Genomic DNA, 23,282 nt, shown 5'->3' on the forward strand with positions numbered 1-23,282 from the left:
CTGGCTCGCCGTGGCACCGCGCAAACCCGTCGACCCCGCCGAGCTCCGCGCCGCCGTCCTGCGGGTCGGTCCGTGGCTGCGGGACGAGACGGTCGACGCACCGGCCCGCGCCGACCTCGCGGCGGCGGTGCGCCTGACCGCTCGCGCCCTGGAGCAGGCGGCGCCCGGATCCAGCGTCGAGGTGCGGGTGCCGCCGTTCGTGGCGGTGCAGTGCATCGAGGGGCCCCGCCACACCCGGGGGACTCCGCCCAACGTCGTCGAGACCGGCCCGCGGACGTGGCTTCGTCTGGTCACGGGACTCGTCGATTTCGCCGGCGCCGCCGCCGCGGGATCGCTGGACGCGTCCGGGAGCCGTGCCGCGGAGATCGCGCACTGGATGCCGCTGCTGCGGTTGTGAGCGCAAGGGCTGGGAACGGCGGAGGAGGCCCCGGTGACCCGTCGGAGCGGGGCACCGTCGGCCGACCCGTAGAATGGCCTTGCCTCTCTTTTGTCCAGCCCCCAGGGAGCACCCCGGTGACCAGTGCCGATCTGTCGGTTCACACACGTAATCTCCTCGCAGCCGAGGAACCCGAGAACGAACCTCGTGAGGAGTGCGGAGTCTTCGGAGTCTGGGCTCCGGGCGAGGATGTGTCCAAGCTCACGTACTACGGCCTCTATGCGCTGCAGCACCGGGGGCAGGAGGCGGCCGGTATCGCCGTCGCCGACGGCTCTCAGGTCCTCGTGTTCAAGGATCTCGGGCTGGTGAGCCAGGTCTTCGACGAGCAGACCCTCGCCGCCATGTCCGGGCACATCGCGATCGGGCACTGTCGCTACTCGACCACCGGGTCGACCACCTGGGAGAACGCCCAGCCGATCTTCCGCACGACCGCGGCCGGCACCGGCGTCGCGCTCGGCCACAACGGCAATCTGGTCAACACCGCCGAACTCGCCCAGCGTGCCCGGGAACTGGGCCTCGGCGACGACCGGCGGGCGGTCACGGCCACCACCGACTCCGACATCGTCGGCGCGCTGCTCGCGCACGCCGCCGCCGACAGCACGGTCGAGCAGGCGGCCCTCGAGCTGCTGCCGAACCTGCGCGGTGCCTTCTGCCTGACCTTCATGGACGAGCACACGCTCTACGCGGCACGCGACCCGTGGGGAATCCGGCCGCTGTGCCTGGGCCGCCTGGACCGCGGCTGGGTCGTGGCCAGCGAGACCGCCGCGCTCGACATCGTCGGCGCGTCCTTCGTGCGCGACATCGAGCCCGGCGAGCTGCTCGCCATCGACGCCGACGGCGTCCGCTCGAGCCGCTTCGCGAACCCGGAGCCCAAGGGCTGCGTGTTCGAGTACGTCTACCTCGCGCGGCCGGACTCGACGATCGCCGGCCGCTCGGTGCACGCCACTCGCGTGGAGATCGGCCGGCGACTGGCCAAGGAACACCCGGTCGACGCGGACCTGGTCATTCCGGTGCCGGAGTCGGGCACGCCCGCCGCCGTCGGCTACGCGCAGGGCTCGGGGATCCCCTACGGCCAGGGCCTGATGAAGAACGCCTACGTGGGCCGTACCTTCATCCAGCCGAGCCAGACCATCCGCCAGCTCGGCATCCGGCTCAAGCTCAATCCGCTGCGCGAGGTCATCCGCGGCAAGCGGCTCGTCGTGGTCGACGACTCGATCGTGCGTGGCAACACCCAGCGGGCCCTGATCCGGATGCTCCGCGAGGCCGGTGCGCTCGAGATCCACGTGCGGATCGCGTCGCCGCCGGTGAAGTGGCCGTGCTTCTACGGCATCGACTTCGCATCCCCGGCCGAGCTGATCGCCAACGGCGGCGGCACCCGCGACGCCTCCGAACGGACCGGGCACGACTTCGACGAGATGGTGGAGATGGTGCGCCGGTCGATCGGCGCGGACTCCCTCGGATACATCTCGATCGACGGGATGATCGGCGCCACCGAGCAGCCCGCCTCGCGCCTGTGCGCCGCGTGTTTCGACGGGCACTACCCGATCGCGCTGCCGAAGGAGCACGCCGTCGGGAAGAACGTGCTCGAAGGGATGCTCGGCGGGGCCGCGGGGGCCACGCCGGCGCTCGACAACGACAACGCGGACGCCTTGAGCCGTCCCTAGACCCGCCCGCCGTCGCGAGGACGGCGGCCCCGGTTTCGCGTCGTCGCGCGTCGGCGGTCCGGCCCGGTCGGGTACCTTGAGGTGCGCGATCGGCGGGCTTCGGCGTGCGTTCGCGCGCCCGGCAGCGATGCCGATACACCTGTTCACCACAACTCGAGGCTGGAGCCGACAACCCATGACCGAGGACACAACCCCCGGAGCTTCCTACGCAGCGGCGGGCGTGGACATCGAGGCCGGCGATCGAGCCGTCGAACTGTTCGCGCCGCACGCGAAGAAGGCGACCCGCCCGGAGGTGCTCGGCGGCCTCGGCGGATTCGCGGGGCTGTTCGCGCTCAAGGGCGACTACAAGGAACCGCTGCTCGCGGCGTCCACCGACGGGGTCGGCACCAAACTGGCGGTGGCGCAGGCCCTCGACAAGCACGACACCGTCGGTCTCGACCTCGTGGCGATGGTCGTCGACGACCTCGTGGTCTGCGGCGCCGAGCCGCTCTTCCTGCAGGACTACATCGCGGTCGGGCGCGTGGTGCCCGAGCGGGTGGCCGAGATCGTCGGCGGCATCGCGGCGGGCTGCGTCCAGGCCGGCTGCGCCCTGCTCGGCGGCGAGACCGCCGAGCATCCCGGCGTGATGGCCGACGGGGACTACGACCTGTCCGCCACGGGTGTCGGCGTCGTCGAGGCCGACCGGCTGCTCGGGCCCGACCGGGTGCGCCCGGGCGACGTGGTGATCGCCATGGGTTCGTCGGGGCTGCACTCGAACGGATACTCGCTGGCCCGCAAGGTCCTTCTCGACATCGGCAAGATGAGCCTGACGGCGCACGTCGACGAGTTCAGCCGCAGCCTCGGCGAGGAACTGCTCGAGCCGACCCGGATCTACGCGAAGGACTGCCTCGCGCTGGCCGCCGAAACCGAGGTCCGCACGTTCTGCCACGTCACCGGCGGAGGGCTCGCGGGCAACCTGGCCCGGGTGATGCCGAAGGGACTCGTCGCCGAGCTCGACCGGACCACGTGGAGCCCGGCCCCGGTGTTCGGGCTCATCGCCCAGCGCGGCCGCGTCGAGCGGACCGAGATGGAGAAGACCTTCAACATGGGCGTCGGCATGGTCGCGATCGTCGCGCCCGAGGACGTCGACCGGGCCCTCGCGGTGCTCACCGCGCGCCACATCGACTGCTGGACGCTGGGCACCGTGCGCAAGTCTCAGGACCAGGACGACGTGCGCGCCGTGCTCGTGGGCGACCACCCGCGGTTCTGACCCGGCGCCGGTCCGGAGCCGACACCGGAAACGGAGTCGGCACCGGAGCCGGATCCGACACCGGATACGCGTCGCACCGATACGCGCAGCGCCCGGGCCGTGCAGGACGGCCCGGGCGCTGCGCGTCGTGGTGACGAAGTTTTCCGGATCGCCTCACCTGCCGGCCGGGTGTCGCAGCGGTGTGCGAGATCCGGACGGCGAGGAGGGTGCCAGCGAAGGGGGGAGTCGGTGGTCCGACTCCCCCCTCCTGTGCGTGAGGCTCGGGTCAGCGACGCCAGTCGTCGTCGTAGTCGTCGTCCCAGGGGGAACGACCGTCCGGTCCGGAACGCTGGTCTGCGAAGACCTCGTCCCGGTGCGAGTTGGGTGTACCGCCAGACAACTCCCGCTGGAGGCTCTCGAAGTCGGTGGCCGGTGAGCTGTACTTGAGCTCCCGTGCAACCTTGGTCTGCTTTGCCTTAGCCCGGCCGCGGCCCATGGCTAACCCCCTCGCGCCTTGACGGGGCGGCCTGGGGAATTTGGCGGCCCCGGTTAATTGAGTATTTTCCTGGCCACCACTCTAGCGTGGAAAAGTCGGTTCCGCCTCCACACACCTGGTGGCGCCGGTGTCCGATTGGTCTCACCCACAGGCGACCTGGGCAAATGCGGGACGAGGGAGCGTTCAGAGCACTCCGGGGATCGCCCGGACCGTGCCGACCCGGATCCCACCGCCGAGCACCGGCTGCGACGCGAGCTCCGCGTGCTCCTCGGACCACGTCACTCCGAGGTGGTGCAGCAGGGCGGCAGTGAGGGGAAGGCGGGCCCGCTCGTGGCCGTCGTCGATCTTCAGTGCGAACGCGGTGCCGTCCGGCAGGGCACCCGCGTGCACGCCGTCCGCCCCGGCCTTGCACAGCAGTCCCGGCACCGCGGGCATCAACCGGGCGTCGTCCTTGCCGGTGCCAGAGACGAGGTGCGGATGACTCCGGATCGCGTCGGCCACGGCCCGTTCCGGCGTCCCGGGCTCGGCCGTCGCCAGCCGCGAATAGGCCCGGGCGAGATTGACCAGGGGCAGCGGCACGATCGGCAGGCCGCACCCGTCGATTCCGAGATCGGTGTCCTCGACGTCGCCCGCGAGGTCGAGGACCGTCTCGACCACGGCCTGCTGCAGCGGATGGGCGGAGTCGAGGTAGCCCGGCTCGTCCGAGCCGGCGCGGACGGGCCAGCCGTTCGCGGCGCACGTCGCGAGCATCGCGGCGTGCTTGCCGGAGCAGTTCATGTACACCGTCCGCCGGGGGTGACCGGCGGCGACGATCGTCGCCCGGGCCGGTTCGTTGCCCGGCAGATCCGGCGGGCACTGCAGGTCGTCCTCGGTGAATCCGTGCCCGGCGAGCAGCGCGTCCACCAGCCGGACGTGCCCGGCCTCGCCCTCGTGCGAGGCCGTCGCGATCGCGAGTTCCTCCGTCGAGCGGGGCACGAAGCCCTGCCGCAGCAGCGCCACCGCCTGCAGCGGCTTGTTCGACGACCGCGGATAGATCGGCGTGCGGATCTCGCCCAGTGCGAGCCGCACGTCGCCGGCCGGGTCGAGTACGACGAGCGAGCCGCGGTGCACGCATTCGCGGAACCCCGATCGCACCACTTCCACGAGTTCGACGCTCAATACTCCACCTGCACCTCTCGTCCGGCGACTCGTCTGCGAGCCTTGTCGGCGACACTAGGGGACAGGTCGTCCTGCTGCGCGAGCATCTCCGCGATCCGCGCCGGGTCCCGGCCGGTGAACAGGTCCCGCACGGTCACGCCGTGTTCGGGTACGTGCACCACGAAGATCCCGTCGCCCGCCTCGACGGGGCCCTCGGCGAGCACCTTCAGATAGGCCCCGGTGTCGCCGCGCGCGGCGAACCGCCGCACCCAGCCCGGTTCCTGCGCCCACACCCCGAAGGTGCCGCACGGCGTGCGCGGCCCGGTGACCTCGAGGAGCAGACCGAGCGCGCCGATCCGCCAGCGCTCGCCGATCACCGCATCCGAGGCGGCGATCCCGCTCACGCGCAGGTTCTCGCCGAACCACCCCGCGGGCAGTTCGCGGCCGAGCTCGTCGGCCCAGCGACGTGCCTCGTCCTCGGCGTACGCGTAGACCGCCTTGTGGCGACCGCCGTGGTGGGCGGTGTCGCACTGCCGGTCGCCGGCCAGGCCGAGCCGGCGGACCTGCACGGGGCCGGTCACGGGACGCTTGTCGATGGCCGTGTGCGCGACACGGCGGGTGCCGCTGGCGCGGACGGAGTGCACCGTGCAGACCGCCTCGACCCGTCCGGTCGGCGGGTTCCGGTGGCTCACCGACCCCGGAGCCGTTCCACGGCGAGCCGGCCGGCCTGCACGGTGGCGTCGTCGGGGATCGAGTCCGGATCGATCGCCGCGGCGCAGGGCCCGGCGACGAGGGCCGTGCCGACGGGCACGTTCCGCTTGATCAGGGCCAGCGCGACGGGGCCGAGCTCGAAGTGGTCGACCACGGTGCCCAGCCGCCCCACGGCGCGGCCGTCGGCGGTCACCGGGTCCCCGGGTTCGGGCCGGCCCTCGGCGGAGCCGTCGAGGTGCAGCAGGACGAGATGCCGGGGCGGCTTGCCGAGATTGTGCACCCGCGCGACGGTCTCCTGCCCCCGGTAGCAGCCCTTGTCGAGATGGACGGCGCCGTGCTCGGCCGGGCCGCCGATCCAGCGGGCCTCGTGCGGGATGGTGCGCTCGTCGGTGTCGAGACCGATCCGCGGGCGGAGCGCGACGACGCGCAGCGCCTCGAACGCCCACGTTCCGGCCGGGCGGGCCCCGGCGTCGACCAGGGCGGCGAACACGTCGGTGAGCCGCTCGCGGGGGACGAGCAGGTCCCACGCGTCGTCGGTGGGCCAGGGCATGCGCCGGACGAGCCCGCCGCCGGGCAGGGCGACCGCGGCGTAGACGTCGGCGGGCAGGGCGTCGATGCCCAGCGCGGCCAGGACGGGGGCATCGCCGGCGCGCGGCCCGAGCAGGCTCAGCACGGCCATCTCGTTGCCGTCCCGCGGCTCGGCCTTGGACCAGAACACCATTCTGCTGAGGAACGTCAACAGGTCCGGCCCGCGCTGCGGTTCGGTGTCGATCCAGGTGACGCCGTCGAGGTCGGTCTGCACGAAGTGGTGCTCGACGCGGCCCTGCGCATCGAGGCTGAGGTTCTCCGCCGAGGTGCCGTCGGGCAGCTGCGCGACGTGCTGGCTGGAGATGGTGTGCAACCAGCTCAGGCGCTCCTCGCCGGAGATCGCGACGACGAACCGGGTCGAACGGTCGACGACGGCCACGCCGGTGAGGGCGGCCCGCTGTTCGCCGAACGGATCGCCGTAGTGCCAGGGCAGTCCCGTGTCCGGGGTGCCGGCCGGCGCGGGAACGGCACCGGGACGAGCGAGAAGTGGGCTGTCGGTCACAAAGGGAGTGTCGGCCACGACATCAGTCTAGGAGCGCGGGTCTGCGCCCGGCGGAATGGATAGGGTGTGCGCATGGCTGAGCGGGTGCTGGTGACGCTGGACGGCGAGGTTCGGGACGCGGACGTGCCGCTGCTGCACGCGGACGACATCGGGGTGCTGCGCGGCGACGGGGTGTTCGAGACCCTCCTCGTGCGCGGTGGGCGGGCACGGACCGTCGAGCAGCACCTGAGCCGGCTCGTGTCCTCCGCCGCGGCGGCGGGGCTGCCGACGCCCGAGCGCGACGACTGGCGGCTGGCGATCGACGTCGCGGTCGAGCAGTGGGACGCGGAGCGGGAAGGGGCGTTGCGCCTGGTGTACACCCGCGGCCGGGAGGGTGGCAGTGAGCCGACCGCGTTCCTGTTGCTGACCCCGGTGGCCGAACGGGTGTACAAGGCCCGCGCGGACGGTGTGTCCGTGGTGACGCTCGAGCGCGGGTATTCGGTGGATCTCGCGTCGAAGGCGCCGTGGCAGCTGCTCGGCGCCAAGACCCTGTCCTACGCGACGAACATGGCGGCGCTGCGGCATGCCGAGTCCCTCGGGGCCGACGATGTGATCTACATCAGCAGCGAGGGTTTCGTGTTGGAAGGGCCACGTTCGTCGGTCCTCGTCGCGCGCGGGCGCACGCTGATCACCCCGCCGCCCGAGCAGGGAATCCTGCCCGGCACCACCCAGCAGGCGCTGTTCGACGTCGCGGGCGACCACAACTTCGTGGTGCGGTACGAGCCGGTCCGTCCTGCGGATCTCGTTGTGGCAGATGGCGTCTGGCTGGTCTCGAGCGTCGCGTTGGCGGCGCGCGTGCACACCCTCGACGGGCACGATCTGTCCCGGCGGTCCCTGGTCGGCGAGGTCGAGGCCCTGGTGGACGCCGCGGTCGAGTGAGCGCCGGATCCCCCGTCGTGGGCCGGTCCGGAGCACGCGAGCGCGGGGATGTGTCGGTCGACACCGTCGACGCTCCTGTCCACTTCTACTACTGTAAGTAGTAACAAGGTCACCGACGCGTCCGGCGGATGGTTCCTTGTGCACAGAGTCCGAGGCCCCGAGCCCGTGCCCCGGACTCGGAGCCTGTCCCTGGGCGTTACCTCGGAGTAGCCATGGATGTGTTGGACCTGTCCCGGTGGCAGTTCGGCATCACCACCGTCTATCACTTCATCCTCGTCCCGCTGACCATCGGTCTCGCCCCGCTCATCGCGGTCATGCAGACCATGTGGGTGGTCACGAAGAAGGACCACTGGTACCGCCTGACGAAGTTCTTCGGCAAGCTCTTCCTCATCAACTTCGCCCTCGGCGTGGCCACCGGCATCGTGCAGGAATTCCAGTTCGGCATGAACTGGAGCGAATACTCCCGCTTCGTCGGGGACGTCTTCGGCGCCCCGCTGGCGCTCGAGGGCCTGGTGGCGTTCTTCCTCGAATCGACCTTCCTCGGCCTGTGGATCTTCGGATGGGGCCGGCTACCGAAACTGGTCCACCTGGCGACGATCTGGCTGGTCGCGATCGGCGTGAACGCCTCCGCGTACTTCATCATCTCCGCCAACTCGTTCATGCAGCACCCCGTCGGCGCGACGTACAACCCCGAGACCGGGCGTGCGGAACTGACGAGCATCTGGGAACTGCTGACCAACAACACCGCGCTCGCGGCGTTCCCGCACACCGTCGCCGGGGCGTTCCTCACCGCCGGCACGTTCGTCGCCGGCATCGCCGGCTGGTGGATGGTGCGCAACATGCGCCGCGCCGCGCAGGCCGAGCCGGTCGAGGCCGACCGGCTCGAAGGCGAGGCCCGCGGCATGTTCCGGCCCGCCGCCCGGCTCGGCATGCTCGTGATGATCGTCTCCGGTGTCGCGCTCTTCGTCAGCGGCGACATCCAGGCGAAGCTCATGTTCGAACAGCAGCCGATGAAGATGGCGTCCGCGGAGTCGCTGTGCCACACCGAGACCGACCCCAAGTTCTCGGTCCTGACGATCGGTACGCACAACAACTGCGACGGCGTCATCCACGTCCTCGAGGTGCCGTACGTGCTGCCGTACCTCGCGCAGGGCGAGTTCACCGGCGTCACCCTGCAGGGCGTCGAAGACCTGCAGGACCAGTACGAGCAGCAATTCGGTCCCGGCAACTACCGCCCCAACCTGTTCGTCACCTACTGGTCGTTCCGCGCCATGATCGGCCTGGCCGCCGGGTCGGCCGCGCTGGCCGTCGCCGGTCTGTGGGTGACCCGCCGCGGCCGCGTCCCCGACCAGAAGTGGTTCGGCTGGTTGAGCATCCTCGCCATCCCCACGCCGTTCCTGGCCAACAGCGCCGGCTGGATCTTCACCGAGATGGGCCGCCAGCCGTGGGTCGTGCACCCCAACCCGACGGGCGTGGACATGATCCGGCTGACCGTCGACCAGGGCGTGTCGAACAACTCGGCCGGCGCCGTGATCGCCTCCCTGGTGGCCTTCACCGTCGTCTACGGTGCGCTCGGCGTCGTGTGGTTCTGGCTGATCCGCCGCTACACCCTCGAGGGCCCGCTGCCGCACGACGCTCACCCGCCGGGCGAGCACGACGACGAACCCGACGACACCGGCCGGCCCAAGCAGCTGTCCTTCGCGTACTAGGAGATCGGTCATGGGACTTCAAGAGATCTGGTTCGTCCTGATCGCGGTGCTGTTCACCGGATACTTCGTGCTCGAGGGCTTCGACTTCGGTGTCGGCATGCTGATGCCGGTGCTCGGCCGCGGCCGCACCGAGACGGCCGACACCCGCCGCCGGGTGTTGCTCAACACCATCGGGCCGGTGTGGGACGGCAACGAGGTGTGGCTGCTGACCGCGGGCGGCGCGATGTTCGCCGCGTTCCCCGAGTGGTACGCCACCCTGTTCTCGGGGTTCTACCTGCCCCTGCTGCTGATCCTGCTCGGTCTCATCGTCCGGGTCGTGGCGATCGAGTACCGCGGCAAGATCGACGACCCCACCTGGCGGCGGCGCTGCGACTGGGGCATCGTCTTCGGCTCCTGGGTACCGGCCGTGCTGTGGGGCGTGGCGTTCGCGAACATCGTCCGCGGCGTCGCCATCGACGAGAACAAGCAGTACATCGGCGGCTTCTTCGACCTGCTGAACCCGTACGCGCTGCTCGGTGGCGCCACCACCGCGCTGGTGTTCGCGCTGCACGGCGCGGTTTTCATCGCCCTGAAGTCCGCCGACGAGGTGCGCGAGGACGCCGTGGCCCTCGCCGCACGTCTCGCCGTTCCGGCGGTCGTCGTGGCCGGATCCTTCGTGCTGTGGACGCAACTCGCCTACGGCAAGACCTGGACGTGGCTGCTCGTCGGCGCCGCGGCGGCTGCGCTGCTCGCCGTCGTCGCGCTCACCCGCGCGGAGCGTGAGGGCTGGGCGTTCGTGTTCACCACGGTCGCCATCGTCGGCACCGTCGTCCTGCTGTTCGGATCGCTGTTCCCGAACGTCATGCCGTCCACGCTGGGCGACACCCTGTCGCTGACGATCGAGAACGCGTCGTCGAGTCCGTACACACTGAAGGTCATGACGTGGGCGGCGGTGATCGTCACGCCGGTGGTCCTGATCTACCAGGGCTGGACGTACTGGGTGTTCCGTCAGCGCATCTCCACCAAGCACATCCCGAAGTCCATCGGTCTGTCGCTCGGGGCGAAATGACCGCGCCCGCCGACGCCGCGGTGCGTCCGTTCGGCTCCGCTCCCGGAGCGGCGGATGCGCCACGGCGTCGCGGGCCGATCGACCCGCGGCTGTGGCGCTACTCCGCCACCGCCCGCGGCTACCTGGTGCTCACCCTCGTCACGGCCACGATCAACGTCGCGATGATCGTCGTGTCCGCGCTCGCGATCGGTGCGGTCCTCGCGGGGGTGCTCACCACCGGCACCGCGGAACTCGGGGAATGGCGGACCGAGTTGCTGGTCCTGGCCGGGGCCGTCACCGTGCGCACCCTGGTCACGTGGGTGCAGTCCCGGTTCGCGCACCGTTCGGCGAGCCGGGTCGTCGCCGAACTCGAGCACGAGGTGCTCGCGGCGGCGACCCGGCTGCCGCCGCGGGAACTCGAACCACGCCGCGACGAGATCGCCACGGTGCTCACCCGCGGGCTCGGCGGGCTGTCGGAGTACCTCACCGGATACGTGCCGGCCCTGCTGCTCGCCGTCACGCTCACCCCGATCACCGTGGTGGTCATCGCATTCCAGGACCTCACCTCGGCGATCATCGTCGTCGTGACGCTGCCGCTCATCCCGGCGTTCATGATCCTCATCGGGCTGCTGACCAAGGGCAAGGCCGACCGCACGCTGCAGACCATGACGACGCTCTCGGCCCAGCTGCTCGACCTGATCGCCGGTCTGCCCACGTTGCGCGCACTCGGCCGGGAACAGGGCCCGGCAGAGAAGGTGCGCGAGCTCGGCGACGACCACCGTCGCACCACCATGTCCGCGCTGCGCGTGGCGTTCCTGTCCGGGACCGTGCTCGAATGGCTCGCCACCCTCTCCGTCGCGCTGATCGCGGTGAGCATCGGTCTGCGCCTCGTCTACGGCGACATGGCCCTCGAGGCCGGCGTCGTTGCGCTGATCCTCGCCCCCGAGGCGTACCTGCCGCTGCGCACGGTGGGCGCGAAGTTCCACGCCGCCGAGGACGGCAAGGCGGCTGCCGAGCGCGCATTCACGATCCTCGACCGCGCGGCCGCCACCCCTTCGGCCACCGCCGGTGCCGGATTCGACGCGACCTCGGCCGAGCTGACGTTGACGAATCTCAGTGTCGCGAGCCGCGACGGATACGCCCCGCACCGGCTCGATGCGGTGTGCCGGCCGGGCGCCGTGACCGTGCTGACCGGGGCGAACGGTGCCGGCAAGTCGACGGCCCTGCTCGCCGTCCTCGGACTCGCGGAGCCGGCGGAGGGGAGCGTCGAGGTCGGTGGTCGTCCCGTGACGGCCGACGACGCATGGTGGGAGCAGGTGGCCTGGCTGCCCCAGCGGCCCGTGCTGCTCCCCGGTACGCTGGCGGACAACCTGCGCCTCACGGGCGTGGATCTCACCACCGACGGACTCGAAGAGATTTGTGCGGCAACGCGATTCGATGAAGTGCTCGACGAGTTGCCCGACGGCTGGGACACCGTCGTCGGCGCCGAGGGCAGCGGACTGTCGCTCGGGCAGCGGCAACGGCTCGCCCTCGTCCGCACCCTCGCCGCGGACCGTCCCGTCCTGCTGCTGGACGAGCCCACCGCCCACCTCGACGACGCGACCGAGACCACGGTCCTCGAGACGGTGCGGGAACTGGCGCGTCGCGGACGCACCGTGGTGATCGTGGCGCACCGCCCCAGCATCCTCGCGATCGCCGATTCCGTCGTTCGGGTCGTCTCCGACTCCGGCGTTCGGGTCGTCTCCGACTCCGGCGTTCGGGTCGTCTCCGACTCCGGCGTTCGGGTCGTCTCCGACTCCGGCGTGCGGGTCGTCTCCGACTCCGGCGTGCGGGTCGTCTCCCACGGCGACGCGGCGCCCGGTACGGGGGAGCGGTGATGAACGATCTGCGCCGGGCCCTGGCGCTGCTCGAACTGCGCCCCGGACGGGTCGCCGCCGCCGTCGCCGCCGGCGTCGCCACCCTGGGCAGCGCCCTCGCGCTCGCCGGCCTGTCGGCCTGGCTGATCATCCGGGCGTGGCAGATGCCCCCGGTGCTGGACCTGACGGTCGCCGTCGTCGCGGTCCGGGCCCTGGGCATCTCCCGCGGGCTGTTCCGCTACCTCGAGCGAATCGCGAGCCACGACACCGCCCTCCGGGGGACCACCGCCGCCCGCACCCGGGTCTACCGGCGCCTCGCCGACGGCGACCCGGTGGCCTCCGCCGGTCTGCGCCGCGGGGACCTGCTCGCCCGCACCGGCGCCGACGTCGACGCCCTCGGCGACGTGGTGGTGCGGGCACTGGTGCCCATCGCCGTCGCCGCGGTCCTCGCCCTCGCCGCCGTCGGCTGGCTCGCGCTGATCTCCCCGCCCGCCGCGGCGATCCTCGCCGTCGCGTTGCTCGTCACCGGCGTCGTAGCCCCCTGGGTGTCCGCCCGCGCCGCGGCCCGCGCCGAAGCCGACAGCGCCGCCGCCCGCCTCCGGTTCTCCCGCGACGCGGTCACCGCGCTCGACCACGCCGCAGAACTGCGGGTCGCGGGCCTGCTCCCGCAGGCCGTCGGCCGGGCCCGCCGCGCCGGTGCCGACGCGGTGCGCGCCACCGACCGGGCGGCCTTCCCCGCGGCCTACGCGGAGGCCGCCGTCCCCCTCTCGGTCGGAGCAAGTGTTCTCGGGGCGTTGCTCGTCGGCATCGCGCTCTACGCCGACGGGGGTGCGAGTCCGATGTCCCTCGGGATCCTCGTGCTGCTGCCCCTGTCCGCGTTCGAAGCCACCGCGGCGCTGCCCGGTGCTGCCGTCACCCTCACCCGCGCCCGGATCGCGGCACGCCGCATCGTCGACCTGCTCGACCGTGCCGACCGGCCGGTGCCGCACGGCACCCGGCCCGTCGTCGAACCGTGCCACCTGCGTGCCGTCGCTGTGCGCAGCGGCTGGCCCGGCGGCCCCGCCGCCGGGCCCCTCACGCTCGACCTGCCACCCGGCACGCGCGTCGCCGTCGTCGGGAGCAGCGGCAGCGGCAAGACCAGCACGCTGATGACCCTCGCGGGACTGCTCGAACCCGTCGCCGGGACGGTCACCCTCGGCGGTGTGCCGCTCGCCGAACTCGACCCGGCCGCCCTGCGGCGGACGGTGGGATTCTTCGCCGAGGACGCCCACCTGTTCGAGACGTCCGTGCTCGAGAACCTGCGGGTGGCCCGCGGCGACCTCACCGAGGCCGAGGCGCTGGCCGTGCTCGGCGTCGTCGGGCTGGGGGAGTGGGTGGCCGGGCTGCCCGAAGGACTGCACAGCACGCTCGTCGGCGGGGCGCGCGCCGTCTCCGGGGGCCAGCGGCGCCGGTTGCTGCTCGCTCGGGCCCTGGTGTCCCCCGCGCGGGTGCTGCTGCTCGACGAGCCCACCGAGCACCTCGACGCCGCGGACGGTGCGCAGCTGCAACGACTGCTGCTGGACCGGGACGCCGGATTCGTCGCACCTGAGCGCACCGTCGTCGTCGTCACCCACCAGCTGCCCGGCGACACCTCAGCCGACCTCGTCGTTCGCCTGGGGAAAAACTCGTTGCCCGCGGTCTGAGCGGCGCGTACTTTCGGGCGTACACGAGAAAGGAGGTGGTCTGAATTGAAGTATCGGACACGTGAGGTGGCTGCGCGCTAGCCGCTGTCATCGACGACGGGATTGTCGACCGCCCAGCGGCCGGCGAATACCACGCAGTCACCCGGCCCCCGAGCCATCCGGTCCGTCCGACCGGAATCCGCCGACCAGGCGTCCGCGGAGAACGGCTCGGGGGCCGTTTGCGTGTCCGGCAGGTGTGCGAACGCGCAGTTCGGGGTACCCCCGTTCGCGGTAGGCGGCGCGTGCGCCTCGCGTCCCGAACGAAAGGTGTCCTCATGCTCGAGCGAGCGCACGGCCTGTTACGCCTTCGTACGTCGCCCGGGGTGTTCTTCGCCTCCGCGCTGATCGCCCTCGTGTTCGTCGTCGTGACGATCGCGTTCACCACGGCTGTCGACAACCTGTTCAGTTCCGTGTCGGGCTGGATCATGACGAACCTGGGCTGGTTCTACATCCTGGGGGTGTCCACCTTCCTGGTCTTCCTGGTCGGTCTCGCGTTCACGCACTACGGCCGGGTGCGGCTCGGCGGCGACGACGACCGGCCCGAACACTCCACTCCGGCGTGGTTCGGAATGCTGTTCGCCGCCGGCATCGGCACGATCCTGATGTTCTGGGGCGTGGCCGAACCGATCTCCCATTTCGCGAACCCGCCGATGCAGGACGTCGAACCGGGGTCCGCGGCCGCCGCCACCGAGGCCATCGGCTTCACGCTCTACCACTTCGGGCTGCACACCTGGACGATCTTCGCGCTGCCCGGCCTGTGCTTCGGCTACTTCATCTACAAGCGCAAGCTGCCGCCGCGCGTCAGTTCCATCTTCGCCCCGATCCTGGGTGGCCGGATCTACGGACCCATCGGCAAGACCATCGACGTGATCGCGATCGTGGGCACCGTGTTCGGCGTGGCCACGTCGGTGGGACTGGGGACTCTGCAGGTCAACGCCGGCCTCGCCGAGCTGTTCGGCCTCCCCGAGAACGGGCTCGTCCAGATCGTCCTGATCGCGGTGGTCACCGTGGCGGCGGGGACGTCGGTGGCGCTCGGTCTCGATCGCGGCATCAAGCGGCTGTCGAACCTCAACATCGGCATGGCCGTCGCGCTGCTGGCCTTCGTCCTCGTCACCGGCCCCAGCCTGTTCCTGCTCAAGGGCATGATCGAGTCCGTCGGCATCTACGGCAGCATGCTGCCGCGGCTCGCGTTCTGGAACGACACGTTCGGCGACACCGGCTGGCAGAACACCTGGACCGTCTTCTACTGGGCGTGGACCATCACGTGGGCGCCGTTCGTCGGGATCTTCATCGCCCGCATCTCCCGCGGCCGCACCATCCGCGAGTTCGTCGCCGGCGTCCTCGGGCTGCCGGTGCTGTTCTCGGTGATCTGGTTCAGCGTGTTCGGAATGGCCTCGTTCGACATCGAGCTGAACGGCTCGGGTGGTCTCGCCGACCGGGTCGTCGGCGACGGCGACATTCCCGGCGCCCTGTTCGAGTTCCTCGGCAACTTCCCGTGGGCCGGCGTCATGTCGTTCTTCGCCGTGGTGATCGTGGTGGTCTTCTTCATCACCTCGGTCGACTCCGCCGCGATGGTCCTGGACATGATGGCCGCCGGCAACGAGGGACGGGTGCCGCTGCACCAGCGCCTGTTCTGGGCGGTCCTGATGGGTCTCGTCGCCGCGACCATGCTCGTGGCCACCGGGAAGGACGGTCTCGACGCGCTGCAGCAGGTCATCACGGTGATCGGATTGCCGTTCTTCGTGATCGGCTTCGTGATGATGTACAGCCTCGTCAAGGGGATCCGCGACGACCTGGGGGAGCGGGCCGAGCCGGTGACCCGGCAGTGGAGCCGGGTGCGCACCGCCGAGGAACTCGAGGCCGCCGAGCAGCGGCCCGCTCCGGAGCCCGTCGTCGTCACCCGCGCCGTGCCGGATCCGGACGCCGAGCCCGGTGACGGAACGGATTCCCCGGCGCGAGGATCAACCCGTGAGGATCAACCGATGTAGCGAGCGAGCCGCGCGGACATGTGCGGCCGCAGGTCCCCGTCCGCGGTGACCCGTTCCTCGACGTAGGCGAGGTCGCCGCCCTCGACGATGCCGTACAGGCGCTTGGCGCCGCCGACCACCTCGCCGGACTGGCTGCGGATCACCACGTCGGTCGCCAGTTCCCAGGACGACTGGGTCAGAGCGGTGCCGTAGTACAGCTCGACGACGCCGGAGCTGTGATTCAGGAGCAACTCGAGGGTTTCCGGATCCTCGCTGCCGGGCGCGCCGGTGCCGGCGACCCGCCAGAAGCCGCTCTCCCGGCGATCCGGACCGCTGTAGGCGCCCTCCTCGTCGAGGCGCCACGAACGGGCCTCCCACACGAGGTAGTTGCCGCCGTCGTGGGTGACCACGATCTGCTGGCCGAAGCGGTAGTCGCCGGTGCGGGGGTCGTTGCCCTCGCCCTCGCCCCGCCACACACCCACCATGGGCAGCAGCGCCAGCAGCTCCGGATGCATGTCCGGACCGAGGCGCAGATTCGCGGTGTCGTCGGGGACGGGCAGACCGCTCAGGATCGGGACGTTCTTGTCGGCAGTCGCCTTGGCCCGTTCGAGGGCGTCGGCGACGGCCTTGTCGCCGCTGCCGCGGACGACTTCCCGTTCCTCACCGGACTCGGCACTCACGGCTGATCGGTCACCAGACGGTAGAGGACGTACACCGCGAACCATGTGATGAGCACGGCCGCCAGGACAAGGAGCGCTTCGAAGAAGATGACCACGGCCATATCCTAGACGGCGTCCGGAAAGCGCGAAAACCGACGTCCCCACCGGGCGCGCGACGCGGCGCGCGGGATAGTACCGTGCACGGGGCCGGGCGGGCCTTTCGCCCGGAAAGCCCGATTCGGAGGTCGTGTGCGCTCCATCCGTCTGCTGCTGCCGGTTGCCGCGGTCCTCGCGGCCCTGTCGCTGATCCCGCCCGACGCGGTCGCCGTCCCCGGGGCGGGGTCGAACAGCGGTTCGTCCGGGCCCGGCGTCCATCCCGACAACTACGCACTCGAGTGCCCCGATCTGCTGATCGTGGCGGTTTCCGGCGCCACCGACTCCGAGGCCGACCGCGACCCCGTGGTCGAGGAGTCGCGTCAGCTGTGGTCGAACTGGGTGGGCAACGTGACGGTCCCGGCCGGTGAGGCCACCGCGGACCGGCCGGGCACGATCGGCTGGATGTACGTTCCGTACCCGGCCACCTACGGTCTCGGCCTGTTCGAGGACGTGCCCACCTATCAGGACTCGGTGGCGGCGGGTGTCGCGTCCACCAACCGCATCCTCGACGAACGCAAGCGCGCCTGCGGGGAGCGCACCCGGTTCGCCCTCGTCGGGTACAGCGTCGGCGCCGAGGTGATCGAACGGGTGAGCCGCGAACTCGGGCACCGGCCCGACGACGCCCATGTCGCCCCGGACGACATCGCCGGAGTCGTCCTCGTCGGTGACCCGTACCGCCCCGCGGGGGTCGACTCGCTCGGCGGGGCCGGTCCGCGCGGCGGCGGATTCATGTCCTCCGAGCCCGCCGACTACGGAGCGCTGGCCGACCGGGTGGTGTACTCGTGCCGGCGCTACGACGTGGCGTGCGACGCCCCCGAGGACATCGCGGTCCTCGAGCTGGCCCTCGGCATGCTCGGGCAGATGCGGTTCACCCTGATCGACCCGATGCAGACCGTCGACGACCTGGGACGCACGGTGGCGGTGACGGCGGCCCGCGCCGCCGCGCACATCGTCACCCGGGACGACTGGTGGGAGTCCGACGAATCCCTCCTCGACGTGCTGCGCAAGGTCGTCGACAAGACCTACCCCGTGGATCCGAGCGCCGACGTGAGCCCCGAACGGATGCGGGAGATCCGCGACTGGGCCGTCGGCCCGGGCCGGCCCATCGTGCTGGAGAAGTTGCGCGCCGAGGGAGTCGGCTTCGTCGACGACAACAGCGGCATCGTCGATCTGTTCGTCGAGCCGTACATCCTGCTGGGCTTCGTCCAGCACATCGGCTACTGGAACACCAACCCGCACGATCCCTGGTACTGGGACAGCGAGCGGATCGTCGACTGGATCGTCGCGCTCGCCGAAGCCGAGCGGGTGAGCGGACAGCCGCAGAACTGACGAACGACGGCGGGGCCCGTTCCCCGAAAGGAACGGGCCCCGCCGGATCGGTCCTACTTCGCGACCGTGACCTCGACGTGGTGGACGCCGGGGGCCGTCGGGCTCACGGCGACGTCACCGTTGCCGCGGCCGGACAGCGCGCGGACCTTCCAGTCGCCGGGCGCGGCGAAGAAACGGAAGTCACCGGTGCCGGAGGCGACGACCTCGGCGGTGAACTCACCGGTGCCGTCGAGCAGGCGCACGAAGGCGCCGCCGACCGGCTGGCCGTCGGTGTCGACGACACGGCCGGTCAGAACCGTCTCCTTCTCGACGTCGACGCCGGCGGGCAGGGTCTGGGACTGAACGGGTGCACCACACATGGTCAGCGAACCTCCAACTCGATAGGGGCTCCGACGAGCGAGCCGTATTCGACCCAGCTGCCGTCGTAGTTCTTGACGTTGTTCTTGCCGAGGATCTCCTGCAGCACGAACCAGGTGTGGCTCGAGCGCTCACCGATCCGGCAGTAGGCGATGGTCTCGCGGCTGTCGTCGAAACCCTTGGCCCGGTAGAGGGCCTCGAGGTCGTCGTCCGACTTGAAGGTGCCGTCCTCGTTGGCGGTGGTGCTCCACGGGATGTTGATCGCACCCGGGACGTGGCCGCGCTGCTGGGCCTGCTCCTGCGGCAGGTGGGCCGGGGCGAGGATCCTGCCGGAGAACTCGTCGGGGGAGCGGACGTCGATGATGTTCTTGGTGCCGATCGCGTCGATCACCTCGTCGCGGAAGGCGCGGATCGAGTAGTCCGGCTCCTGCGCCTTGTACTCGGTGGCCGGGCGGGTGACCTCGTCCTTGGACAGCGGGCGTCCGTCGAGCTCCCACTTCTTGCGGCCGCCGTCGAGGAGCTTGACGTCCCGGTGCCCGTAGAACTTGAAGTACCAGTACGCGTAGGCGGCGAACCAGTTGTTGTTGCCGCCGTAGAGCACGACGGTGTCGTCGTCGGCGACGCCCTTCGCGGACAGCAGGGCGGAGAACTGCTCCCGGTTCAGGAAGTCGCGCCGGACGCCGTCCTGCAGGTCCTTGCGCCAGTCGAGCTTGATCGCACCTTCGATGTGCCCGCCGTCGTAGGCGGCGGTGTCCTCGTCGACCTCGATGAACACGGTATTCGGTGCGTGGAGGTTCTGCTCTGCCCAGTCTGCTGAGACCAGGACGTCGGAGCGAGCCATGGAGTTTCCTTTCGGTGCTGACACTCTCGGGTCGAGTGGAACGGTGCGGAGGGAACGGTGGTCAGGCGGCGACGGCCCGGAACCGGGCCACGAGCGGATAGATCCGGCACCCGAGGCACACCCCGAACGCGGCGTTGAGCAGGGCGGCGAACAGTGCGAATCCGGTGGCGACCAGCCCGGTCAGGTCGGCGCCGAGGAGGAAGGCGAAGGTCCCCACGGCGGCGAACACGAACCCCACGAGCTGCGCGAACCGCAGCGGGGCGACCGGTTCCGTCTCGGTGGGCGCGCTCGACCGGGGCGCCACGAACCGCGCGAAGAGCAGGCCGTAGGGGCTGCGGCGCGGCCCGAGGGCTGCGCCGGCCGCGAACACCACGGTCTGGGCGGCGAGCAGTACGCCGGCCACCGCGGTCGAGACCGACGCGACGACCAGGACGACGACGAGGACGGCGGTGGTGATCCACGCCGCGAACCGGGGGCCGCGGACATCAACCTGCCGGCTCCCGTGGGTGGTGGCGGTGGTGGTGGTGGTGGCAGAGGTGGACATGGGTGGTGCTCCTGCTGGGAGGGGACGCGTGAGGGCGGACCGTCGCGGTGACAACCGCGGGGATCACACCGGGGACGGCAGCGGATGCCGCGGAGACGGTCGGACGTCTCGGCCGGGGGATCAGCAGCAGGTACAGCAGAAGCCGCCGAGGCGGCACAGATCGACTGTGCGGCGTCGGGTGAGCATGAGCTCTCGGCAGGTCGACACGGCAGGCAGCTTAGCCGACGTCTCGCCGGATCGGGGGCCTAGGGGGTGCGCAGCGGCACCAGCGCGGCCCGCAGGTCGGCCGCGGTCGGCACCCCCGAGACCCGGTACCTCTCGGTGCCGGCGGCGTCGAACAGGAACGTCGTCGGCAACGACAGCACGCCGAGTTCCTTTGCCAGCTGCGGGTTCTCGTCGATGTCCAGTTCGAGATCGCGGGGTACGGGCAATCCGTCGCCGGTGGCCGCGAGGTCGGCGACCACCTGAGCGACGACCCGGCGCACCGCGGCGCACGGTCCACACCAGTCCGCGGAGAAGTGCAGCACCACCGGCGCATCGCCGGTGCCCACCCCCACCGCCGCCAACAGCGGATCCGGCCCCGGCACCGGGGCCGGATCGACGACGCGGACCTTGCCCTCGCGGGCCCGCAGGACGGTCCCGACGATCAGGGCGGCAGCCACCACCACCAGCAGGACGACGACAGCGGTCACAGGCGCTGCACCTCCTCGAGATCGATCGTGGTCCGGTGTGCCTCACCCTCGATCACAATCGTCGAGCCGCGGGCCTCGACCGCGGTCGGGCGCACCCCGAACGGCAGATTCTGGGGTTCGATCGTGGTGGTGAACAGACCCAGCACCGTCGGCTTCAGAGGATCCGGGACGGTGAAGTCCGCCTGTCCCTCCGGACCGAAGTACAGGTCCGACGCCACGATGCGCACCGTGTCGCCCTCGAGCAGCAGGTTCGCCTGCACGCTGACCTCCGCGGAGACCGGGCCCACCGGAACCGTGCCGGTGAGGACGACCCCGCCCGCGGTGGTGCGTCCGGAGCCGCCGGACCCGCCCGTGCCGTCGGACTTGTCGGCCGGGGGAGCGGACACCTGCAGGTCGGGAATGCCGTAGAGCTGACCGAGCTCGGTCGCGTCGATCATCACGCGCCCGTACAGCAGGTCCACCGGCACCGTGCGGATCGAACCGTCGAGCAGCTCGCCCGCGTCCGCGTGGGCACCGATCAGGTTGGCCTCGATCGTGATGTCACCGAGCGTCCCGCTGGGCACACCCTGCGCCCGGATCTCGACGTTCTCGTAGTGGCCGGCCCGGGCCTGGGTCAGGAACGGGAACCCGTGGATGGTCACCGCCGGGTCCGCCGTCAGCGCACCACCCTCCCGCAGCGCCCGCGAGACCCGGTACTCGGACCACGCCGCGGCGCCGAAATCGATCAGGAGTGCGACTCCGACGAGCGTCACGAGAGCGAGGATGAGTTTGCGCACCGCACCATTGTGACGGACGGCTCGCACCGCTTCCCGAGCGCGGTTGCCCGGTGAACGCCCTCGTGGCGCTAATCTGTAGCGCGTCGTTCACACGAGTTTCGCGCAGCCCGCGAAGAATGGAGGCACGGTGGAGCTGTTGCTGCTGACCTCCGATCCCGACCCGGAGGCGGTCCTGCCTTCGCTGTCGCTGCTCGCGCACTCGGTGCGCCCGGCGCCGACCGAGGTGTCGTCGCTCCTCGAGGCGGGGTCCGCGGACATCGCGGTCGTCGATGCCCGCACCGACCTGGCTGCCGCCCGCGGCCTGTGCCGGTTGCTGGGCAGCACCGGTTCGGCGATCCCGGTCGTCGCCGTGCTCACCGAGGGGGGCCTGGTGGCGGTGAACCCGGAGTGGGGGCTGGACGACATCCTGCTCACCACCACCGGACCGGCCGAGCTGGACGCGCGACTGCGACTGCTGGTCGGCCGGTCCGGCGCTGCAGCCGGCCCCGAGAACAGCGGCAAGATCACGCTCGGGGAGCTCTCGATCGACGAGGGCACCTACACCGCTCGGCTGCGCGGCCGTCCCCTCGACCTGACGTACAAGGAGTTCGAGCTCCTCAAGTACCTCGCACAGCACGCCGGCCGGGTGTTCACCCGCGCGCAACTGCTGCAGGAAGTGTGGGGTTACGACTTCTTCGGTGGTACCCGCACCGTCGACGTGCACGTGCGGCGCCTGCGCGCCAAGCTCGGCCCCGAGTACGAGTCCCTGATCGGCACGGTCCGCAACGTCGGTTACAAGGCGGTGCGTCCCACCACCAAGACCGGGAAGGGCGGCTCCACCAGCGTCGAGTTCGAGGACGCCGAGTTCGCCGACTAGGCTCGCCTCGTGGAATTCGTCAGTCGACTGTCCGCCGAGCAAGCCGCCGAGGTGCGGGCACTCGTCGCCCGCGCGCACGCTGCCGACGGAACGGCCCCGGTGTCCGAGCAGGTGCTGCACTCCCTCACCGGCGACGGTGACGAGCAGCATCTGGTGGCCGTGGCGGACGCCACGATCGTCGGCTACGCCAACCTCGTCCCCGGCCACGGGGAGCACCCGGCCATGGCGGAGGTGGTCGTCGATCCGCCGCACCGCCGGCACGGTGTGGGGTCGCGGCTCGTCGCCGCGGCGCTCGAGGCCGGAGGTGCCGGCACCCGGGTGTGGGCGCACGGCAACCTCGAGCCCGCCCGGGCGCTCGCGGCGCGGCTCGGCCTGACGCCGGTCCGCGAGCTCCTGCAGTTGCGGCGCCCGCTCGGCGAGCCCGAACTGCCGGCCCTGCAGGTCCCCGACGGTCTGCTCCTGCGGACGTACCGGGGACCCGAGGACGATGCCGAACTGCTGCGGGTCAACGCGGCCGCTTTCGCCTGGCACCCCGAGCAGGGCCGGTGGACGGAGCGCGATCTCGCGCAGCGCCGCAGCGAGTCCTGGTTCGACCCGGAGGGGGTGTTCCTCGCCTTCGACGAACAGGATCCGGACCGGCTCCTCGGCTTCCACTGGACGAAGGTGCACGCCGCCACGGCGGACCGACCGGCGATCGGCGAGGTGTACGTGGTCGGCATCGACCCCGGAGCGCAGGGACGCGGTCTCGGCCGGCTGCTCACCCTCGCCGGGCTGCGGTACCTGCAGGAGTGCGGCCTCGGCGCGGTGCTGCTGTACGTCGAGGGTGACAACACCGCCGCCCTGCACACCTACGGCCGGCTCGGGTTCGAGCGATTCCACGTCGATCTCGCCTACGTCGGCGCGTGAACGGCGCACGTACCGCACGCGTCCGTCCCGTCTTCGTCGTGTGACATCGACCATACGGACTGCAGGTGTACTTTTCGCGTTCACGCCGCGTTCACCTTCGGGCGTCCAACCGTCAACCCGTCCTCATTAACTTTCCATTACGGGCCGCAGCATGCCGGTCCGGCGCCGGGATCGCCCCGCGCCTGATGCCGCCGCCCGTATCGCGG

22 protein-coding genes are annotated in these 23,282 nt (G+C 71.1%); 12 read left to right on the forward strand and 10 right to left on the reverse strand.

Going from position 1 to position 23,282, the window contains the following annotated elements:
• The first annotated feature begins 10 nt into the window (after window positions 1–10).
• The 3 genes from F1734_RS06265 to purM all read left to right on the forward strand — a co-directional run bounded on the left by F1734_RS06265 (window position 11) and on the right by purM (window position 3,349).
• The gene (locus F1734_RS06265) at window positions 11–397 is read left to right on the forward strand and encodes a sterol carrier family protein (RefSeq protein ID WP_203011438.1); all 387 of its coding nucleotides are present in this window, start codon (window positions 11–13) and stop codon (window positions 395–397) included.
• A gap of 116 nt (window positions 398–513) precedes the next feature.
• Window positions 514–2,100, forward strand: coding sequence for an amidophosphoribosyltransferase (purF, locus tag F1734_RS06270; RefSeq protein ID WP_203011439.1), 1,587 nt, complete (start codon window positions 514–516; stop codon window positions 2,098–2,100).
• A gap of 175 nt (window positions 2,101–2,275) precedes the next feature.
• Complete coding sequence (gene purM / locus F1734_RS06275; RefSeq protein ID WP_026137732.1) at window positions 2,276–3,349, forward strand: phosphoribosylformylglycinamidine cyclo-ligase; 1,074 nt, start codon at window positions 2,276–2,278, stop codon at window positions 3,347–3,349.
• Between the two features lie 265 nt (window positions 3,350–3,614).
• Here the strand turns inward: purM and F1734_RS06280 are convergent, their stop codons facing one another.
• The 4 genes from F1734_RS06280 to ygfZ all read right to left on the reverse strand — a co-directional run bounded on the left by F1734_RS06280 (window position 3,615) and on the right by ygfZ (window position 6,780).
• Window positions 3,615–3,824, reverse strand: a complete 210-nt coding sequence (locus tag F1734_RS06280) for a DUF3073 domain-containing protein (RefSeq protein ID WP_003936528.1) — start codon at window positions 3,822–3,824, stop codon at window positions 3,615–3,617.
• Window positions 3,825–4,007: 183 nt separating this feature from the next.
• Window positions 4,008–4,982: an asparaginase gene (locus F1734_RS06285; RefSeq protein WP_048772587.1), complete on the reverse strand. Its 975-nt coding sequence runs from the start codon at window positions 4,980–4,982 to the stop codon at window positions 4,008–4,010.
• Window positions 4,979–5,653 (reverse strand): MOSC domain-containing protein, encoded by a 675-nt coding sequence (locus F1734_RS06290; protein ID WP_010593855.1) that lies wholly within the window; start codon window positions 5,651–5,653, stop codon window positions 4,979–4,981. Before F1734_RS06290 ends, F1734_RS06285 begins: the two co-directional genes overlap by 4 nt.
• Entirely contained in the window at window positions 5,650–6,780 is a 1,131-nt protein-coding gene (gene ygfZ / locus F1734_RS06295) for a CAF17-like 4Fe-4S cluster assembly/insertion protein YgfZ (RefSeq protein WP_102031006.1), read from the reverse strand. Before ygfZ ends, F1734_RS06290 begins: the two co-directional genes overlap by 4 nt.
• 54 nt (window positions 6,781–6,834) lie before the next feature.
• Between ygfZ and F1734_RS06300 the strand changes: the two genes are divergently transcribed.
• The 6 genes from F1734_RS06300 to F1734_RS06325 all read left to right on the forward strand — a co-directional run bounded on the left by F1734_RS06300 (window position 6,835) and on the right by F1734_RS06325 (window position 15,981).
• Window positions 6,835–7,680, forward strand: a complete 846-nt coding sequence (locus tag F1734_RS06300; protein WP_010593857.1) for an aminodeoxychorismate lyase — start codon at window positions 6,835–6,837, stop codon at window positions 7,678–7,680.
• Window positions 7,681–7,892: 212 nt separating this feature from the next.
• Window positions 7,893–9,389 (forward strand): cytochrome ubiquinol oxidase subunit I, encoded by a 1,497-nt coding sequence (locus F1734_RS06305; protein WP_017680647.1) that lies wholly within the window; start codon window positions 7,893–7,895, stop codon window positions 9,387–9,389.
• A 10-nt stretch (window positions 9,390–9,399) separates the two neighbouring features.
• Window positions 9,400–10,437: a cytochrome d ubiquinol oxidase subunit II gene (gene cydB / locus F1734_RS06310; RefSeq protein WP_040274077.1), complete on the forward strand. Its 1,038-nt coding sequence runs from the start codon at window positions 9,400–9,402 to the stop codon at window positions 10,435–10,437.
• Window positions 10,434–12,293: a thiol reductant ABC exporter subunit CydD gene (gene cydD, locus F1734_RS06315; RefSeq protein WP_203011440.1), complete on the forward strand. Its 1,860-nt coding sequence runs from the start codon at window positions 10,434–10,436 to the stop codon at window positions 12,291–12,293. Before cydB ends, cydD begins: the two co-directional genes overlap by 4 nt.
• Window positions 12,293–13,954 carry a thiol reductant ABC exporter subunit CydC gene (gene cydC, locus F1734_RS06320; protein WP_203011441.1) on the forward strand — a complete coding sequence of 554 codons (1,662 nt, stop codon included), beginning with the start codon at window positions 12,293–12,295 and terminating at the stop codon, window positions 13,952–13,954. The genes cydD and cydC overlap by 1 nt, the downstream gene beginning before the upstream one ends.
• A gap of 314 nt (window positions 13,955–14,268) precedes the next feature.
• Window positions 14,269–15,981: a BCCT family transporter gene (locus tag F1734_RS06325; RefSeq protein WP_029539989.1), complete on the forward strand. Its 1,713-nt coding sequence runs from the start codon at window positions 14,269–14,271 to the stop codon at window positions 15,979–15,981.
• Here the strand turns inward: F1734_RS06325 and F1734_RS06330 are convergent.
• Window positions 15,969–16,640 carry a heme-binding beta-barrel domain-containing protein gene (locus F1734_RS06330; RefSeq protein WP_017680914.1) on the reverse strand — a complete coding sequence of 224 codons (672 nt, stop codon included), beginning with the start codon at window positions 16,638–16,640 and terminating at the stop codon, window positions 15,969–15,971. The two genes, F1734_RS06325 and F1734_RS06330, sit on opposite strands and share 13 nt — an antisense overlap.
• Window positions 16,641–16,868: 228 nt before the next feature.
• Between F1734_RS06330 and F1734_RS06335 the strand changes: the two genes are divergently transcribed.
• Entirely contained in the window at window positions 16,869–18,104 is a 1,236-nt protein-coding gene (locus F1734_RS06335; protein WP_017680913.1) for a cutinase family protein, read from the forward strand.
• A 53-nt stretch (window positions 18,105–18,157) separates the two neighbouring features.
• Here the strand turns inward: F1734_RS06335 and F1734_RS06340 are convergent, their stop codons facing one another.
• The 5 genes from F1734_RS06340 to F1734_RS06360 form a co-directional block, all read right to left on the reverse strand.
• A complete protein-coding gene (locus F1734_RS06340) occupies window positions 18,158–18,463 on the reverse strand; it encodes a DUF1416 domain-containing protein (RefSeq protein ID WP_010593868.1) in 306 nt (101 codons plus the stop codon).
• A gap of 2 nt (window positions 18,464–18,465) precedes the next feature.
• Complete coding sequence (locus tag F1734_RS06345) at window positions 18,466–19,302, reverse strand: sulfurtransferase (RefSeq protein ID WP_010593869.1); 837 nt, start codon at window positions 19,300–19,302, stop codon at window positions 18,466–18,468.
• 61 nt (window positions 19,303–19,363) lie between these two features.
• Window positions 19,364–19,846, reverse strand: coding sequence for a DUF4395 domain-containing protein (locus tag F1734_RS06350; RefSeq protein WP_010593870.1), 483 nt, complete (start codon window positions 19,844–19,846; stop codon window positions 19,364–19,366).
• Window positions 19,847–20,091: 245 nt separating this feature from the next.
• Window positions 20,092–20,538: a thioredoxin family protein gene (locus F1734_RS06355; RefSeq protein WP_010593871.1), complete on the reverse strand. Its 447-nt coding sequence runs from the start codon at window positions 20,536–20,538 to the stop codon at window positions 20,092–20,094.
• The gene (locus tag F1734_RS06360) at window positions 20,535–21,314 is read right to left on the reverse strand and encodes an LmeA family phospholipid-binding protein (RefSeq protein ID WP_010593872.1); all 780 of its coding nucleotides are present in this window, start codon (window positions 21,312–21,314) and stop codon (window positions 20,535–20,537) included. The genes F1734_RS06355 and F1734_RS06360 overlap by 4 nt, the downstream gene beginning before the upstream one ends.
• Window positions 21,315–21,441: 127 nt before the next feature.
• On the opposite strand from F1734_RS06360, the gene F1734_RS06365 reads away from it, so the two are divergent.
• Together F1734_RS06365 and mshD are read left to right on the forward strand one after the other, a co-directional pair.
• Window positions 21,442–22,170 carry a winged helix-turn-helix transcriptional regulator gene (locus F1734_RS06365; protein ID WP_010593873.1) on the forward strand — a complete coding sequence of 243 codons (729 nt, stop codon included), beginning with the start codon at window positions 21,442–21,444 and terminating at the stop codon, window positions 22,168–22,170.
• Window positions 22,171–22,179: 9 nt separating this feature from the next.
• Complete coding sequence (gene mshD, locus F1734_RS06370) at window positions 22,180–23,076, forward strand: mycothiol synthase (RefSeq protein WP_010593874.1); 897 nt, start codon at window positions 22,180–22,182, stop codon at window positions 23,074–23,076.
• Window positions 23,077–23,282 lie beyond the last annotated feature (206 nt).

The organism is Rhodococcus ruber, assembly GCF_016804345.1.
GTDB classification, from domain to species: domain Bacteria; phylum Actinomycetota; class Actinomycetes; order Mycobacteriales; family Mycobacteriaceae; genus Rhodococcus; species Rhodococcus ruber.

What these genes read in the sequence shown, in the direction of transcription:
- purM (WP_026137732.1), top strand. Translation starts at nt 2,276, where the DNA reads ATGACCGAGGACACAACCCCCGGAGCTTCCTACGCAGCGGCGGGCGTG.
- F1734_RS06280 (WP_003936528.1), bottom strand. Translation starts at nt 3,824, where the DNA reads ATGGGCCGCGGCCGGGCTAAGGCAAAGCAGACCAAGGTTGCACGGGAG.
- F1734_RS06300 (WP_010593857.1), top strand. Translation starts at nt 6,835, where the DNA reads ATGGCTGAGCGGGTGCTGGTGACGCTGGACGGCGAGGTTCGGGACGCG.
- F1734_RS06305 (WP_017680647.1), top strand. Translation starts at nt 7,893, where the DNA reads ATGGATGTGTTGGACCTGTCCCGGTGGCAGTTCGGCATCACCACCGTC.
- cydB (WP_040274077.1), top strand. Translation starts at nt 9,400, where the DNA reads ATGGGACTTCAAGAGATCTGGTTCGTCCTGATCGCGGTGCTGTTCACC.
- cydD (WP_203011440.1), top strand. Translation starts at nt 10,434, where the DNA reads ATGACCGCGCCCGCCGACGCCGCGGTGCGTCCGTTCGGCTCCGCTCCC.
- cydC (WP_203011441.1), top strand. Translation starts at nt 12,293, where the DNA reads ATGAACGATCTGCGCCGGGCCCTGGCGCTGCTCGAACTGCGCCCCGGA.
- F1734_RS06325 (WP_029539989.1), top strand. Translation starts at nt 14,269, where the DNA reads ATGCTCGAGCGAGCGCACGGCCTGTTACGCCTTCGTACGTCGCCCGGG.
- F1734_RS06340 (WP_010593868.1), bottom strand. Translation starts at nt 18,463, where the DNA reads ATGTGTGGTGCACCCGTTCAGTCCCAGACCCTGCCCGCCGGCGTCGAC.
- F1734_RS06345 (WP_010593869.1), bottom strand. Translation starts at nt 19,302, where the DNA reads ATGGCTCGCTCCGACGTCCTGGTCTCAGCAGACTGGGCAGAGCAGAAC.
- F1734_RS06350 (WP_010593870.1), bottom strand. Translation starts at nt 19,846, where the DNA reads ATGTCCACCTCTGCCACCACCACCACCACCGCCACCACCCACGGGAGC.